Consider the following 16,056-nt stretch of genomic DNA (forward strand, 5'->3'; position numbering starts at 1 on the left):
CCACGCCAGCATAGGCGCCGGGAGTAGGCGGGGCGAAGCGCGGGGCACGGGGCGGCCCGGTCACGTCCGCGCCGCGAGGTTACTTGTGAGTAATATCGAGGGCATGGCAACCATGAACGCAGAGACCGCCGAGTTCGTGAAGTCCGGATTCACCGCGGCGGTGCCCTTCGCCCGGACTCTGGGCGTGGAATTCCTCGACGTCGACTACGGCCGGGTCGTCATGCGGCTGCCCGACGCCGAAGCCCACCACAACCACGTCGGCGGCCCGCACGCGGGGGCGATGTTCACGCTGGGCGAGTCCGCCTCGGGCGCGGTCGTCACCGGCACGTTCGGCGAACTGCTCGACCGCTGCGTGCCCCTGGCCGTCAAGGCCGACATCCACTACTACAAGCTCGCCATGGGCGACATGGTCGCCGAGGCGCGACTGACCCGCCCGCAGGAGGAGATCGCCGGCGAACTCGACGCGGGCGGGCGTCCGGAGTTCGCGGTCGAGGTCGAACTGCGCACCGAGGACGGCACCGTCACCGGCGCCATGACCGTCACCTGGACCCTCAAGCCCAACACGCGCTGACCCCGCGCATCGGCACGGCCCGCAGCGGTTCGCGGTTCGGGGTTCGGGCCGCGAACCCGCTGGGAATGTCGGACCCGACGGATACGGTGACCACGCCGCAATCCCGATCGGCGGCGCCGGATGCCGACGGGCGCATGGACGGGGCCTCAGCGGAGCCGTCCGCTGGATACGTGAGGTGGGGACAGCGTGAGATTCCGAGCCGATCGCGATTCGTTCGCCGACGCCGTGGCGTGGACCGCCCGTGCCCTTCCCACACGCCCGTCCATGCCGGTGCTGGCGGGCATGCGCCTGGAGTCCCGGCCCGGCTCTTCCATGCTGCGCCTGTCCAGCTTCGACTACGAGGTCTCGGCGCGCGCCGAGGTCGAGGTCGGCGTCGAGGAGCCCGGTGCCGTACTGGTCTCCGGACGGCTGCTCGCCGAGATCGTGCGCAACCTGCCCGACGCCCCCGTCGACCTCCGCGCCGACGGCGCCCGCGTGCTCGTCACCTGCGGCAGTGCGCGTTTCACGCTGCTCACCCTGCCCATCGAGGACTATCCGTCACTGCCGGAGATGCCCGAGGTCAGCGGCTCGCTCAGCGCCGACTCCTTCGCCGGCGCGGTGCGCCAGGTCAGCCCGGCCGCCAGCCGCGACGACACCCTGCCGATGCTCACCGGCGTCAACATCGCCTTCTCCGGCGACACGCTCACCCTGGCGGCCACCGACCGCTACCGCATCGCCGTGCGCGAGCTGTGGTGGAAGCCGCAGGACGCCGCGCTGGAGACATCCGCACTGGTACCCGCGCGCACCCTGCACGAGATCGCCCGCTCGCTCGCCGGGGGCACCGGTCTCGACGTCGCACTGTCCCCGGCCGCCGCCGGCGGTGCCCAGGGCGAGGGGATGATCGGCTTCGGCAACAACGGGCGCCGCACCACCACGCGCCTGATCGACAGCGACTTCATCAAGTACGAACCCCGGTTCCCCCAGGAGTCCGCGGCCCGCGCCAAAGTCGCCACCGCACCGCTGATCGAGGCGGTCAAGCGCGTTGCGCTGGTGGCCGACCGCAACACCCCGCTGCGCCTCTCGTTCGGCGAGGGCGAGGTCGTACTGGAGGCCGGGTCCGGCGACGACGCCCAGGCGGCCGAGGCGCTCGCCGTCGAGTTCAGCGGCGATCCCATCCGGGTGGCGTTCACCCCCGAATACTTCCTCGACGGCCTCGGCGCCGTGCACTCCGAGAACGCCCACATCGACTTCACACTGCCGACCAAGCCCGTCGTCCTCTCCGACGTGCCCGCCGACGAGGGCCAGGCTCCGGAGTTCCGCTACCTGGTCATGCCGTTGAGGGTGGCGTAGGCGCGGCGCCGCCGGCCTCGCCGGGGCGGACGCGGCCGTCAGTCGGGACAGCCTTCCATGTTCTCGATGTCGTGGTTGAGGTCGAGCGGGACGAACTCGTAGTGGCGGGTGCGGTACTTCAGCAGCTTGTGGCTCATCGGCACGGCCCACCCCTGCAGCATCGGGTGGCGGCGGGCCAGCAGCAGCGAGGCGCGTTTGGCCTCGTCGCCCTCCAGCGGGCGCACCTCACCCCGAACGGCGCCGCCGCGCGGCTTGCCGTTGAACGTGCAGGGGCGCAGGTCGGCGTTGGCGTTGCGGGCCAGTCGCTTGGCCTTTCCCGACTCCTCCCAGGTTCGGAACAGGACGCGCCCGTCCTCGACCACGATGCTGACCGCCGTGCCGTGCGGGGTGACACCGTCGTCGCGGTAGGTCATCAGCAGGGCGGTCTTGTAGCGCAGGAAGGGCTTCAGGAGTGTGGCTGCGGTCATCGGCGGTGACTCCTCGTCGGACAGGGGATGCGACTTCACTCTTTCCCAGAAGAGTGGCCTACGTCACCTGTCACTCGGAGGATGTCGATTCCGTGAGTGCACGCCGCACCCCGCCGGCGGCCCGGCGGGGCCGTTTCCGCGATGAATGGGACACGGGTCCGCAGTCGCGGCGCACGGCCGCAAGTGAACGGCGCGCCACGCACGGGCATCGACCGGTCAACGGGCGAGAAGAGGAAAGAATCCGCGGCCGGGTGGTTTATCCACAAGGGATTGGGGCCGCTCGGCGAATCCGAACGGATATCGCCGAGTTACCCACAGAGTTATCCACAAGCATCCACCAATGCGGGATGGATGTGGATGGATGCTGCCTCGTCCGCTTACTCCCTTTCGGACAGTGCCGAGGTACCGCCACTGCCGACCGAAGAGCCGATTCCGAGTTCGGCGCGGCGCCCCCGTGCATACCCGGCGCGATAGCCCGCCCGGTGGTGGGTGCGCTCGGGCTTGGTGGGCTTCAGCTCGGGGAACCGGCGCTGGAAGTCCTCACGCACCCTGTCGATGTCGGTGCGCAGCACGACCTCCGCCCCGCGGGCCGACGCCGCCTCCTCCCCGGACTCCGCGCCCGACGACTCGGCCTCGTCCTCGCGTTCCTCGACCAGCCGGGCGCGGAACTCCTTGATCCGCTCGGCCACGGCGTAGCCGTAGGCGCGCACGAACGACCGGTAGAACCGGCTGCGCTCGGTCGCCAGCGTGGAGCGGTCGTAGTTGCGCAACTCGCGCAGGTTGGTGACGTGCTCACGCGCGGTGAACTTGGCCGAGGCCTCCATCTGCATGCTGATGGAGGGCAGCAGTACCCGCAGCGCGTCCAGCGCGCTGGCCGTGCCGACGATGATCAGCGTCCGCTCGGCGTTGGTGGAGTTGTTGCCGCGCACCGCCGACTGGCATCCGTAGGCGGCCGCGATCCCCGCCAGCGCCTTGACCCGGGCCTTGCCGTGGCCGCCGACACCCGAAACCGGGAAGTCCAGCCGGGTTACCGACTCCGGCTCCTCGCCCCGTTCTGCGCGCGCCTCGGCCTCGGCGATGGCGTGCCGCGTCATCAGCTCGGCCGCCTTGGCGGTGAACGCCTGGCTCTCGGCGTCGGTGACCGAGGGATCCTCCGCCATACGAAGGAGCCCGCGGACACGCTCGATCATCTTCTGACGAGCTTCTGTCATAGAGCGCTTGGTCGTTCCCCGTTGATGTTCTCTGCCATGGACCGGTGCAACAAGGAAATCAGGCCGACTTGTTCCCCGCGACCATGCCGACGATGCCGAGGATGACCCAGATCACCGCGGCCGAGGCCAGACCCGCGAAGATCGCGCCGAAGAAGCCGCCCGCGCCCAGCAGGGTCATCAGGGCCGTGCCCAGTCCGGCCAGAACGGCGGGCCCGCCGGCGAAGCGCCACGGGTACTGGCCCGCCCAGCGGCGCGCGCGGCGGTCGCCCTTGCCGCCGAGGAGCGCGACACCGCCGCCGACGAGAGCGAAGAAGAAGATGGCGGTCGCGATCGGTCCGGTGATGCCGGGTTCCGCAAGGAACGACAGGCCTCCGGCCACCAGGCCGGCTCCTGTCGCGATACCGGTGGGCCACATCAGTGTCGCCGCGTGCACGGGCATGAATGAGTTTCCGCGCTCCAGCGTCATGTCAGCTCCTTCGATTCCGGCTGGTTGAAAGCCTGGTGTCCAGCCTGTCCTGTCCAGGATGCCCGCCCGGTGGCAGAGATACATCAGGGCACACCCCTGACATACCCCTGATGGAGCATTCCGGCACCTGCTCGCCCCGGCGCAGCGGGATCGGCCCGCAGCGCCGGGGACGGCTTCGGGGGGTGAACGAGCGGTGGGCGACGGAAGTGCCCGCTGCCGGCGCCGGGCCGGGGGTGGGTCATGTCTCCGGCACACCCGGGCCCTGCTTGGCGGCTGTGGGCAGCGCCCCCGCCGCCGCCAGCCACGACGGCGGAACCGTGTGCGTCCCGCCGGCACCGGGAACCTCGTCGCCGCCGGTGACGAGCAGGGTCTGGGTGCGTACCCCGTCCGCCGACTCCGCCTCGGTCGGCGGGGCCGCCGACACGCCCGAGCGCGCCACCACCTCCACGCCGGGCACCGGGTCGGGCGCCTGAGCGCACGCCGACACGAGCAGTCGGATCCGCGGGAACCACAGGTGCAGGCCGGAGCCGCTCATGCCGTCGGGAAGGGCCTCGGCGGCGACGCCCGACGCGGCCAGGTCGGCCAGGTCGTCGCGCAGCCGCTCCACCGACTCGGCGTCCTCGGCGGGCAGCACTGCGGATGCGTCCACGTGCACGGCGAGCCGCCGGCCGAGGGCTTCGCGCAGCAGTGGCCAGGTCCGGCCGAACGCCGGCAGCAGTCGCAGGTTCGCCACCTCCCCGACGCCGACCCAGCGGACCTCGTCGCTCTCCCAGTTGGCGGCCTCCAGCCGCTCACCCGCCGCGGCGCGGGCCAGCACCGTGTCGTAGCGCCAGACCGTGTGCTCCTGGCGGTGCAGCCCGATCAGCTCGATGCTGCCCGGGTCGCCCGCCACCTCCTCGCCGAACTCCCGCATGGCGGCCTGGACCGGGGTCTCGTCGCTGTTGCGCGCCCCACCGGGCACACCCCAAGTGCCGCCCTGGTGGCTCCATACCGCGCGGTGCTGCATCAGCACGTGGCCGCCGCCCGCACTACGCCCCTCAGGCGCGCGCAGCAGCAGGCCGGCGCTGCCGAAGCGGCCCCAGCGGCGCGATCCGTCGGGAAGCGTCACCCAACCGTCGCCGTCGCTCATCCCACCTCCTTCTCCTGCCCCGATCGCGGGGCGGTCCGTCCCTCCACCTTGCCCACTGCGGCCGAGTCCGGCCAGTGCGAGGTCCCACCGCCTTCGGCCGGGCCGCTAGGATGCTCGCGCGATGAGCAGGACGGCGAAGGCCACGGCCTCGGTGACACGGCTGCCCCTCTACAGCCTCGACCTGGTGAGGCGGTACTGGGCGCCGCTGCTGTGCGTCTATGTCATCGGCACGTTCCTGCACGACATGATGATGCGCGGCGTCGTGCGGCTGTCGGCCATCGACCAGAACCTCGGCCTGATCGGCATGACCCTGGTCGTGCTGACGCAGCTGACCGTGACCATCGTGATGTTCCACCTGCTGCGGCCGGGCCTGCCCACAGTGGACCGCGAGCTTGTCGCCGCCTCCCCACGAGCCGGAGGGGCCGCCGAGCGCGAGCGCCGCTGGGTCGACGCCGTGGCGATGGCGATCCTGCCGTTCCTCATCTTCTACAACGCCTGGGGGCGCTTCGCCGAGGAATTCCGCAGGTACAACGTGGAACTGATCAACCAGCGCGGCCTCGACGGGTTCATCGAGACCAACGAGATCAACGCCCTCGGTCTTCCGCTGGGCATCGCGCTGGCCTCCTTCCTGCTGCGGATGCTGTGCGAGCGGTTCTACCGGCGCACCGACAACAAGACCCTCGGAGTCTGCACAGCGCTGTTCGAGGCCAACTGGATGTTCTTCGGCCTCTACTCGATCGTTCAGGTCTTCGGCAACATCAGGGCCTGGTTCACCCAGCGCCAGGCCTGGTACGCCGTCGAGAACGGCATCCTGGAGTTCATGCGCAGCCTCGGCAGCACCCTGTCGCTGCCGATCGAGCAGGCGTACCTTGCCGGGCTGGAGGCGGTCGGCCAGGTGCTGCAGCATCTGCGCGACGGCCTGTTCGAGCCGCTGCTGTGGCTGACCATCGCCGCAGTCGTCTTCGGCGCCGAGATGGACCGCCACCAGTCGCTGTTCCGCAAGGGCAGCCGCGCCGCCAAGATCGAGGGCGCGCTGACCGCGGACGGCAACCGCCTCATGCAGGAAATGGGCAGGATCTTCCAGCGCGACGCGCAGGACCGGTGGATGCCCTTCGTCAACGCCCTGCGTTTCGTCCTGCGCGCCAGCCCCGTGTTCTACCTGGGCTTCTGCCTCTACTACGTACTGCTCGAGGTCGCGTTCGCCTGGCTGGAGCGCGGGATATTCGTCGCCGTGGGACCCAACGAATTCCTCGGCTGGTGGTGGCCGTGGCTGACACCGATCAGCTTTATGGTCGACGCGCTGCACGAGCTGCTGCGCGTGTGCCTGCTGGCGGCGGCGTTCGAGATCACCCTGCGCAGCGTGGGCGCCTCCAGCACCGGGCGGCGTGCGCGCGCGGACAAGCGCGCGCACGCCTGAGACCGGCGGCGGCGCGGAAGGGACCGGCCTTCAGCCGGCGGCCCGGCTACTCCTGGAGGAAGCGGAGCGAATCGGGGGCGGGGTCGTCGCCGGGACCTGCGGTGGGCACGGTGACCTCGAAGGACAGCGATTCGACCGCGTCCTCGGGCACCACGAAGCTGACGACCACGCCGACGTCCTCCCCGGCGGGAGGCGGCTCGCCTTCCGAGTCGGAGCAGCCGTAGACCACCGAGAGCACGTCTTCCAGGCTCGGCCGCGAGGAGAAGGAGAAGGTCGGCTGCCACCAGCGCCCCTCCTCGTCCACAGCGCGGAACTCGCACTGATTGAGGCGCTTGCGGGAGGCGCCCTCGCCCGGAGTCAGCTTGAACACCGCGTCGACGAGACGGGTGCCCTCGGGCGGCGGGTCCGAGCCCTCCAACTCGCCCACGAGGGTGCCGCGGAGTTCCCAGCGGCTGCCGACGAGCTGGGCGGCTTCCTCCGTCTTCGCCACCTGGCTGGGCTCCGGCGGAATCAGGCCGCGGTCCTGCATCTCCTGGCGCTCCATCCACCAGGGCGTCCCCAGAGCGATCGGCAGCGCCACCGCCAGCACCGCGATGGAGGGCAGGTGGGCGCGCTTCCACAGCGGCAGGGCGCGCCGAGGGCGCTGACCGCCTCGCCGCGGTGACGGCGGCGGGCCCTGAGGAGGGCCGGCAGGCGGCTGCTGCCCCGGCCCCGGGGGACCGGGAGGGGGAGCGAAGGCCGGGCCTGCTGAGTGCGGCGGAGGGCCGAGCGGGCCGCGGCCGGGAGGCGGCGCTCCCGGGGGCTGCGGGGGCGGCCCGTGGCTCGGCGGAGGAGGCGGTCCCTGCGGTCCGGGACCGCCCGGCTGCGGCCGGGGGCCGTTGCCGCCCGGAGGCGGGGGCGGGGGTGGCTGCGGGCGGCCGCCGTGCGGACCATGCGGTGGCCCGGGCGGAGGGCCGAGCGGGCCGCGGCCGGGCGGCGGAGCCTGCTGTCCGGGCGGAGGGGGCTGAGGCGGGGGCTGCTGCCCCGCAGGCGGCCGCCGGTGCGGCTGCCCGTCAGAGGCGCGGCGGTCGCCGCGGCGCGGGTCGTCAGGGTGCATGGGCGGCGCTTCCTACGACGTCTGGGTGGGAGCGGGAACGGCGATCCGCTTCTGCGGCTGCGCGAGCCGCCGGTCGAGCTGCTCGCCGTCCAGCCCCAGGTGGATGTCGGCGCGGGCGCTCAACCGCTCGTCGATCGACGTGCGCGCGCTCACCTGGAGCGTGGGGTCCGTGACCCGGTCCTCGGGGACCTCGAAAACCAGCTTGCCGGTCACGGGAATGCCCGGAACGGGCCTGCTGCTGCCGCCGTTGAGCCCGTTGTTCACCCACGTGCTGGCGGCGTAGACGTAGCCGTCGCCCATCACGAGTTCGGCGTCGACGTTGGGGAGCGGAGCCGTGGCCGCGGTGATCTCGAGGGTGGCCACCACCCACACGCCGTGGGCCTCGATCGCCTCGGAGGGCCCGAAGCCGCCCTCGTCGGTCACCGTCTCGGCGAACTCGACCTTTTCGACGGTGACCGTGAACCGGCGGGCGTCGAGGGGTTCGCCCATCTCGCCGGAATGGGGGATGGGCTCGGTCGCCAGCGTCTCCTCGGGCACCAGGGACTGCGCCGCGACGATCAGCGTGAGCAGCGTCAGGGTGGCGAACGTGGTCAGCGCGCTGCGGGCGAACGGGGACACGGCAGCCTCACCCCTGGCCGAGCGGAAGGGACATCTCGGCGGCGACCTGGTCGGTGGACTTCCAGCTCTTCGACTGGTCGGTGAAGCCCGGGGAGAACTCGGTCTCGCTGAAGGTCAGGGTCACCTCGTCCTCCTTCTCGGCGAGCGGCGCCACGTCCTCGGGCTTCTCCATCAGCGAGTCGAAGTCGAAGGGGTCGCCCTGGTCGGGTTCGCCGCCCAGCCCGGCAAGCGGATTGTCGGAGTCCCCCTGCTGCTCCTGGCCGTCCCCGCCCTCGGCCTTGCGCAGCGACCAGGTCATCAAGACCTCCTCGCGCATGTCCGGTTGGATGTCGAAGACCAGGCCGTCGGGGTGGCGGACGTACTTGACGCTGAGCGCGGAGGCGTCGATCCGTCCAGAGGGGAAGCCGACGTCGATCACCAGGTCCAACGAGCCGACGGGAAGGGGTTCGGTGTCGTTGGAGACCAGATCGGCGCGCACCTGCAGAGCTGTGAGCCCGCTGTCGTCGGAGACGAACTCGGCCTTGTGCGGAGTCAGGGTGTACATCGCGGTGCGCACCGTGTCACCGGGCTCCTTCTCGGGTGTGGCATCGGCGCGTGCCAGCCCTCCGGTCGCCCACAGAGCGAGTGTGGCGGCGCCCAGAACGGCGGTGGCCACCAGCAGGACGGCGACGCGCCAGAGCATGCTCCGGGGGAGCAGGTGGCTCGGTGCCTCGGGGGTGTCGGGAGCGTGGTGTGCCACGAGCAGGAAGTCTAGAGGGAACGGTCCCCTTCGTCGCCTTCGCGGCCTGATGAGGCCAGATTCCGAGGTGTCGGGAACCTGCGAGCGGGGGATCGCGCCCCTGCCCGCCGACTGCGGCCTTCGACGGCCGTAAGCGAAGTGAAAGCGCACCGCAAGACGATCTACTTAGGCTGGACCCACGTTCAGCCGGACCGGCACCCGCAGGAGGACGGCCTGCGGGCGCCGGCCGCGTTGGATCCGGGGCCGGTGGACGCGGTCGGCACGCCCGAGGGCAGGACGACCTACCTGCGGAGCGGCCGACGCCACGACCAGCGGGGGCCGGTCTCCCCTAGTACGTTCACGTGACTGAAGGGGTCCGCATGACTGCGACCGTGTCCGCTGACGCCGCGTCCGTCGATGCCGAGTTCGCCGCCATCGCCGTGCGTATCGGCCCGGCATCGACGGCCAAGCTCGATCCCTTCTCCGAGCCGGACTACGAGCCGTTCGAGGAGGACGACGACCAGCCGGTCGAGGACGACGACCCGGTGATCGACTGGCCGTAGGCCGCGTTCGGTCTGTTTCCGCGTAACACGCTGCAGAAATCGAGGATGCACATGAGCCACGCAACGGTCCCCGCGATCGCGTCGGTCGAGGCGGAGTTCGCAGCCATCACCGCCAGGCTCGACCCGTTCTCCGAGCCCGACACCGAGCAGGAGACCAAGTCCGCTCCTGACAGCGCGCCCGCCGAGAAAGAGGCGGACCTCCCGGAGAAGGAGACCGAGGAGGAAGAGCGCTGATCCTGTCCGCCCGCTGAGGGGCGGCCTTTGCGCCGCTGCGGCGCCGTGTTGCGGGAGGGGAGCACGGCGCCCGCGGCGCTTTCGCCCCCAGGTGCTGCGCGAACGGCCTTGCTAGAGTGCTGTTCGTGAATTTCGGCGTGCTCGGCCCCATATCGGCGTGGTCGAACGACGGGGAGTCGATCCCCGTCGGCGGTCCGCGCCAGCGGTGTGTACTGGGTGCGCTGTTGGCCGAACGGGGCAAGGAAGTCACCGTCGACCGACTGATCGAGTATCTGTGGGACGACGATCCGCCCCGCACGGCCCGATCGGTGATCCAGGTGCAGATCTCCCACCTGCGCCGGTCCTTCCCCGACGTCATCAAGACCACCGCCGGGGGCTACATGGCGGCGGTCGAGGCGGACAAGGTCGACCTGCACCGCTTCCGCGGCCTCGTCGCCCGCGCGAAGGCGGCGGAGGACCACGCCGAGGAGGCGGTCCTTTGGGACGAGGCGCTCGCCTGCTGGCGGGGCCAGCCGTTCTCCGGCACCGGCTCCGAGCACCTTTGGAACGCCGTCGCCAGGCCGCTGCTGGAGGAGCGCTGGAGCGCCTGGACCTCGTGGGCGCAGTGCGCCTTCACGCTGCACCGCTACACCGAGATCGTCACCCGCCTCACTCCCCTCGTCCGCGAGGACCCCATGCGGGAGCGGCTCCAGTACTTCCTGATCGCGGCGCTGTACCGCAGCGGGCAGCGGGCCACCGCCCTCGCGGTGTTCCAGGAGTGCCGCGAATACCTCGCCGAGGAACTCGGCGTCGACCCGAGCCCCGAGGTCATGGAGCTGCACGGGCGGATACTCCGCGACACCGAGTCCAACGTCGGCCGGATCATCGGCGCCGTCGCCCCCGCGGAGCCCGAGCCCTCCACGCAGCAGAGCGGCCAGGAGCAGCGGCCGCGCGACTTCGTCGCTCGCAACGACCTCCCGCGTGACATCCCCGACTTCACCGGGCGGGAGAACGACCTCAAGCGCCTGCTCGACCTGGGGATGCGCGACGAGGGCCGGGCCGAGATCGGCGTCATCACCGGTCTGGGAGGCGCGGGCAAGACCACACTGGCCGTGCACGGCGCCCACCGGCTGGCCGACCGGTTCCCCGACGGCCTGCTGTTCACCGACCTCTACGGCTACACGATCGAGCACGAGCCGGTCGCCCCCGCCTCGGCGCTGGGCAGCCTCCTGCGCGCCATCGGTGTCCAGCCCGACGCCGTCCCGGAGTCCGTGGAGGAGCGCGCCGCGTTGTGGCGCGCCAGTCTGACCGGGCGCCGAGTACTGATCGTGCTGGACAACGTCGCCAACTTCGCGCAGATCAGCCCGCTGCTGGCGGCCGCGCCGGGGTCGTTCACCATCGTCACCTCGCGCCAGGACCTGCCCGGCCTGAGCGGGGCGCAGTACATCTCACTGGGCATGCTCGGCGAGGAGTCGTCGCTGCAGTTGTTCGCAACGGTCCTGGGGCAGGAGCGTGTCGACCAGGAGGACGGCACCGCACGCGAGGTGGTGCGGATGTGCGGCGGGTTGCCGCTCGCGCTGCGCATCGTGGCGGGCCGCATGCTCAGTCGGCCGCGCTGGACGTTCGAGCACGTCAAGCAGCGCCTCAGCGAGCACCACAGGATGTTCCGCGAGCTGCGGATCGAGGGCCACAGCGTCGAGGCCGTCTTCGAGCTGTCCTACCAGAGCCTGAACGAAGAACAGCGCCGCGCATTCTTGATCCTCGGCATCATGATCGGCGGCACCGTCGATCTGCACGGCGCCGCCGCCCTGCTCGACTGCGATCCTCCCGAGGCCGACGACCTGCTCCAGGAGCTGGTCAGTGTGTGCCTGTTCGAGGAGCCCAGCGTCGACCTGTACCGGTTCCACGACCTGCTCGGCTCCTACGCCCGGGAGAAGGCAGCCACCGACCTCGCCGAAGGCGAGGCCGAGGAGGCCCGGCGCCGGCTCGCCGACCACTATCTGGACATGGCCAACCGCGCGGCCGACATGATGGGGCCGCGGGGCCACCATTACAAGGTCGATCGGCGCAGCTCCTCCCGCTACGAGACCACGCTGGCCGACCACGCCCAGGCCACCGCGTGGTTCGAGCGGCACCAGGACAACCTCGCCGCGGCCGTGGACTTCTACGCCGGAGTAGGCCTGGACGAGCAGGCGTGGCAGCTGGCCGACTCCTTATGGCGGCACTACGCCAACCACGGCCAGACCGAGCTGATGATGTCGACCCAGGAGAAGGCGCTGGCGGCCAGCCGGGCCAACGGCAACGTGCGCGGCAGCGCGGCGACGCTCATCGGCCTGGGGATCGCGCACTGCCTGGCGGGCCGCTTCTCCCATTCCCTGGAGCTGCTGAACGAGGCGCGCGAGTTGCTCGAGACGATCGACGACGAGCGCGGCCAGGCGCGGGTGTATTCGAGCCTGAGCCTGGTCTACGACCGGACCGGCCGCTTTCACGACGCGCTCTCCTGCGTGTGGAAGGTCTTCGAGTACGCGATCGCAGCCGGCGATCGGTCCCTGGAGGGCATGCAGCGGGCGAACCTGGGAGCGATGTACCAGGTCCTCGGCGACTACGACAAGGCCCTGGAGTTCTGCGAGGCGGCGCTCAAGATCAAGAGCGAGGACGGCCAATACGAGACCTCGGCCCAGGTGCTGCGCGTCCTGGGCGAGATCAACGCGCAGCAGGGCCACATGGAACAGGCCTTCTCCTATCTGGTCGAGGCGCTGAAGCTCGCCCAGCTCATCGGGTCCCAGCGCGACGAGATCTACATCCGCAACGGGATGGCGGCGGCCCTGCGTCGCAGCGGCGACCTGGAAGCGGCGATCGAGTCGCACAAGGCCGCGCTCCAGGTGGGCGAGGAGGTCGGCCAGCACAGTGCGGACGCCGAGATCCTCTCCGACCTCGGGGCCGCCTACGCCGAATACGGCGACGCCGCCGAAGCGCAGCGGACCCAGGAGCGCGCGCTGGAACTGTCCCGCAGCCGAGGCGAACGCCATGTCGAGGGCCGGGCGCTGATGCGGCTGGGGATGCTGCCCTCGGAGGCCGTTCCGCACGACGAGCGGGTGACCTACCTGGCGAGTGCGGCCAGGATCTTCGCCGACCTGGGGGTCCCCGAGGCCCAGCAGGCCGAGGCCGAGTTGGAAACGCTGGTCTGAGAAGGCCTGTTCCCCGCGGTTTCGTGCGCTGGTGTTTCACGGGAAACCCCAGGTGAAGCGCTGGCATCGATCGAGCGCGCGTCCGGACCCGAGACTCACACCGGCACCGTTCGGCGCCGACCGCCTGCGGTGAGGCGAGGACCTTCGGCGGGCGCCTCCCTCCTCCCCATGGGCCTGAGCAAGAGGAAGGCGCCCCGCTGGTCCGCGGAACGGCCGTCGGCCTAGGAACCGCCCGAAGGCGGTCGCCTGCCGGCGGGGCCGGCGGCGTCCCCCTGCCCGCTCACCGCGGAGGCGCCGAGGTCGGTCGGCGCCTCCTCACGGTGCTGCGGACACAGGTGGTCGCCCGTCATGCGCGCCCGCACGCAGCGGGGTGCAGCGCATCGGTGTTCTGCGAGTCGTGAGCGGAAGGTGCGGATGTGGTTGGTGCAGTGGCGCTCGGCCGGCTCCGTAAGCTCGATGCAGTCGCCCACCGAGCACACCCGGGACCCGTTGAGCCACCGCGACAGGCGAATCCACCGCGGGACAGCGGACCGGGGATCGGGAACTGGGACAGGGTTCTCGTCTCCCATGCCTCCAAGGTGCGTACGGTCTTCTGCTCCGGCAACCCCGAAGGCCGCTCCCGGCCGATCTCCCTAGAGAGGTTTGCCCGTCTCCGTTTCCCGGCACCTCGCCTCATCATCCCCGCGAACCCCGGCCCCCACCGCCGCCGCAAGCGTGTGCGAGCACTCCCGCACGTCCGCTAGACTGTCGAGCGGCGCAGACGGGGTGTAGCGCAGCTTGGTAGCGCGCTTCGTTCGGGACGAAGAGGTCGTGGGTTCGAATCCCGCCACCCCGACCACATAGTTGCAGGTCAAGGGCCTGATCACGAAGACTCGTGATCAGGCCCTTGGTCGTTTGACCGTGATCTGACCGTGGAACTGGGCACGATCAGGCGGCCGTGACCGTTCAGATCCGGCCCTTGGCGGCCGTCACCGGTCATCGCCGGTAGCCCGCAACAGTCGCAGCAGGTCGGTACTTTAGAAGCGGTCTCGGGCGATCCCAACGAGGCGATCCTCGCCGACATGGATGATCCCTGCGGCTGTCGTGTCATCGGTCAAGCCCGTATGTGGACTGCGTTCGGGCGACGCGCAAGGGAGCCTATTCATCCTATTATCCTAGGAGTCCCACGTTACGTGGGAATGTAATTCATCCTTACGGAAGTGCGGATTTTAGGCGTCAGGTCGTGGTGATTTCGCTAGGATGGCGTAATGATCGTCTTCATCTCATCCGTGCGTCGTGGATTGGAAGCAGAGCGCGACCATCTCCCTGCTCTTTTGAGGGTGACGGGATACGAGCCAACTGTCTTTGAAGATTTCACAGCTCAAAATTCTCCCAGTCGAGATGCAGTTGTGACGGCAGCGCGAAGCGCCGATGTAGTGGTTCTGCTGCTCGGTGAGTATTACGGGGATCCGCTTCCGGACTCTGGAGTAGCTACGACGGAGGAAGAATTCCGTGTTGCCAAGCAACAAAATATTCCTATCCTTGTTTTCCGGAAATCAAATATAACCCCCGAAGAGAAGCAATCCGAATTTATTCGCAGAGTCGGCGACTATGTTGGAGGGCGATTCTGGAAAGAGTTTAACAACGAGGCTGAATTGGGTGTCGCTGTGGTCAATGCCCTGAAATTAGTAGAAGAGAAAAGTGCTCCTCTTGAATGGATGCCAGCGGCAACCCCCGATCAAGTCCGATGGCGATCCGAGAGGTCATATTTTTCGAATATGCGCTATGGGAGTGCAAGTCCAACCTTAGAGGCGCATCTTCTTTCGTCGGGAAATAACAGTTCCCTTCCCGTCAGTACTCTTGAGAATATTAAGAACCAAATGGTCCGGTCCGCACGAGAGATCGGGCTCTTTCTAGACACAGCGGGCGTGAGAGTGGAGAACGACGCACGCTCTGCTTGGGCATTCAGTTTTCCTGAAGAGGATCGACAGTCTTATGCCTTTGACCGCGTGCAGCATGGAGGACCCAGTGGGCTAGCGATTGACCGGACAGGAAGTGTGATTACTTTCAAAACCTTGCCTCGGGACGCCCTTGGAACCCTGGTCAATAAAGAATCATTGCAAAACGAATTGAAAATTCTGCTTCAATTGGCGGTTGAGCTTGCTCCATCGGGAGTCTCTTATGTAGTTCCAGCCGCTGGCATCGAGCCTTCCGAATTTTTGATGGAGGGTGATCCTGAGAAATTGGGGAGAACTAGTGGAAGCATGGGCATATCCGGTAGCGCTCCGATTCGGGCACAGCCCGACGATGCCGTTCCTAGAACTGCATTTCCGGCGGCTGCTCCAGAGGTTGCGGGAGAAATGGCATCGCGATTGATCGCTGACCTTCGCTCTCGGAATTCTCCCTACAGCGACTTTAGGTAAGCGGAAATTTCGAACATATCGATTTTCTCATAGTCGCTTGGGTTGATTGTGACGATGAGTTCTCGACATATAGGTTCCTGTCGTGAGCTAACCACGAAAGAGAATAGAATCATTTTAAGCGCATTCTCCTTGCTGAGGGGGTTGATGCGTGCGTATTCTGTCCCCATTAATGGGATGGCGAGTTTCTCGCGTTTTCCATGTTTGTGCATTGCTTGCCATGTGCTGTTGAGGGCATGCCAGATATCGTCAACCGAACCGCGTGCGATCAGGTCATTTCCCATTTTGGTGTACGCGACCGCGAATATATGCCTTGATGGAGGGCCTATGATCGCGACAGTTCCTAGGGGGTAGCGTTTCAGCTTACCTTTTTTTGCCTCCTGAGACTCGATGCTCTCGGGGGAAACATTGCGGAGAGTCGCGGCCAGTTCTCGGTCGAGGCGTGGGCGATCCCCTTCGTATACACGTGCCAGCAGCTGTCCAACTATGCTCCTTTTGTTGATGACTAGGTTATCTGCTGTATCCGTGTCGAATGTGTCGCTAACTCCTACCGCAATGTGTGCGTCTTGCTCGAATAGGTCACCCACCGTAATTCGAACCGTCATTTCTGGTTGATTGAATTCTTGGCTAATGTTCATACTCGGCCAGGCACGGGATGTGCCATATAGTAG

General features: G+C 68.4%; 15 protein-coding genes and 1 tRNA gene. 8 read left to right on the plus strand and 8 right to left on the minus strand.

Annotated elements, in window-relative coordinates; genetic code table 11:
* The first annotated feature begins 103 nt into the window (after positions 1–103).
* On the plus strand, positions 104–571 hold the full coding sequence (locus LP52_RS09905; protein WP_040272671.1) for a DUF4442 domain-containing protein: 468 nt from the start codon (positions 104–106) through the stop codon (positions 569–571).
* A 186-nt stretch (positions 572–757) separates the two neighbouring features.
* The gene (gene dnaN, locus LP52_RS09910; protein ID WP_040272673.1) at positions 758–1,900 is read left to right on the plus strand and encodes a DNA polymerase III subunit beta; all 1,143 of its coding nucleotides are present in this window, start codon (positions 758–760) and stop codon (positions 1,898–1,900) included.
* Between the two features lie 38 nt (positions 1,901–1,938).
* On the opposite strand, the gene LP52_RS09915 is transcribed toward dnaN, so the two are convergent.
* From LP52_RS09915 to LP52_RS26420, 4 genes are all read right to left on the minus strand, one after another.
* The gene (locus tag LP52_RS09915) at positions 1,939–2,367 is read right to left on the minus strand and encodes a PPOX class F420-dependent oxidoreductase (protein WP_040272675.1); all 429 of its coding nucleotides are present in this window, start codon (positions 2,365–2,367) and stop codon (positions 1,939–1,941) included.
* Between the two features lie 377 nt (positions 2,368–2,744).
* Entirely contained in the window at positions 2,745–3,557 is an 813-nt protein-coding gene (locus LP52_RS09920; protein ID WP_040272676.1) for a DUF2786 domain-containing protein, read from the minus strand.
* Positions 3,558–3,636: 79 nt separating this feature from the next.
* Entirely contained in the window at positions 3,637–4,044 is a 408-nt protein-coding gene (locus tag LP52_RS09925) for a hypothetical protein (protein ID WP_040272678.1), read from the minus strand.
* Positions 4,045–4,282: 238 nt separating this feature from the next.
* Positions 4,283–5,173 carry an NUDIX hydrolase gene (locus LP52_RS26420; RefSeq protein WP_084723075.1) on the minus strand — a complete coding sequence of 297 codons (891 nt, stop codon included), beginning with the start codon at positions 5,171–5,173 and terminating at the stop codon, positions 4,283–4,285.
* 121 nt (positions 5,174–5,294) lie between these two features.
* Between LP52_RS26420 and LP52_RS09935 the strand changes: the two genes are divergently transcribed.
* Positions 5,295–6,590, plus strand: coding sequence for a hypothetical protein (locus LP52_RS09935; RefSeq protein ID WP_040272679.1), 1,296 nt, complete (start codon positions 5,295–5,297; stop codon positions 6,588–6,590).
* A gap of 46 nt (positions 6,591–6,636) precedes the next feature.
* Here the strand turns inward: LP52_RS09935 and LP52_RS09940 are convergent, their stop codons facing one another.
* The 3 genes from LP52_RS09940 to LP52_RS09950 form a co-directional block, all read right to left on the minus strand.
* On the minus strand, positions 6,637–7,170 hold the full coding sequence (locus tag LP52_RS09940) for a hypothetical protein (RefSeq protein WP_157036294.1): 534 nt from the start codon (positions 7,168–7,170) through the stop codon (positions 6,637–6,639).
* 528 nt (positions 7,171–7,698) lie between these two features.
* On the minus strand, positions 7,699–8,304 hold the full coding sequence (locus LP52_RS09945) for a DUF4352 domain-containing protein (RefSeq protein ID WP_052809670.1): 606 nt from the start codon (positions 8,302–8,304) through the stop codon (positions 7,699–7,701).
* A gap of 7 nt (positions 8,305–8,311) precedes the next feature.
* Positions 8,312–9,043, minus strand: a complete 732-nt coding sequence (locus LP52_RS09950) for a hypothetical protein (protein ID WP_040272680.1) — start codon at positions 9,041–9,043, stop codon at positions 8,312–8,314.
* Positions 9,044–9,402: 359 nt separating this feature from the next.
* Here LP52_RS09950 and LP52_RS09960 point away from each other — a divergent pair, with 359 nt between their 5' ends.
* The 5 genes from LP52_RS09960 to LP52_RS26425 all read left to right on the plus strand — a co-directional run bounded on the left by LP52_RS09960 (position 9,403) and on the right by LP52_RS26425 (position 15,388).
* A complete protein-coding gene (locus tag LP52_RS09960; RefSeq protein ID WP_040272682.1) occupies positions 9,403–9,585 on the plus strand; it encodes a hypothetical protein in 183 nt (60 codons plus the stop codon).
* A gap of 51 nt (positions 9,586–9,636) precedes the next feature.
* A complete protein-coding gene (locus LP52_RS09965) occupies positions 9,637–9,819 on the plus strand; it encodes a hypothetical protein (RefSeq protein ID WP_040272683.1) in 183 nt (60 codons plus the stop codon).
* A gap of 125 nt (positions 9,820–9,944) precedes the next feature.
* A complete protein-coding gene (locus tag LP52_RS09970; RefSeq protein ID WP_238580821.1) occupies positions 9,945–12,986 on the plus strand; it encodes an AfsR/SARP family transcriptional regulator in 3,042 nt (1,013 codons plus the stop codon).
* A gap of 761 nt (positions 12,987–13,747) precedes the next feature.
* Positions 13,748–13,824, plus strand: a tRNA-Pro gene (locus LP52_RS09975).
* Between the two features lie 409 nt (positions 13,825–14,233).
* Positions 14,234–15,388 carry a DUF4062 domain-containing protein gene (locus LP52_RS26425; RefSeq protein ID WP_084723077.1) on the plus strand — a complete coding sequence of 385 codons (1,155 nt, stop codon included), beginning with the start codon at positions 14,234–14,236 and terminating at the stop codon, positions 15,386–15,388.
* On the opposite strand, the gene LP52_RS27225 is transcribed toward LP52_RS26425, so the two are convergent.
* Positions 15,370–16,023, minus strand: a complete 654-nt coding sequence (locus LP52_RS27225) for a macro domain-containing protein (protein WP_157036295.1) — start codon at positions 16,021–16,023, stop codon at positions 15,370–15,372. The two genes, LP52_RS26425 and LP52_RS27225, sit on opposite strands and share 19 nt — an antisense overlap.
* Positions 16,024–16,056: the final 33 nt, after the last annotated feature.

The sequence above is a fragment of the Streptomonospora alba genome, assembly GCF_000826685.1.
GTDB classification, from domain to species: Bacteria; Actinomycetota; Actinomycetes; order Streptosporangiales; family Streptosporangiaceae; genus Streptomonospora; species Streptomonospora alba.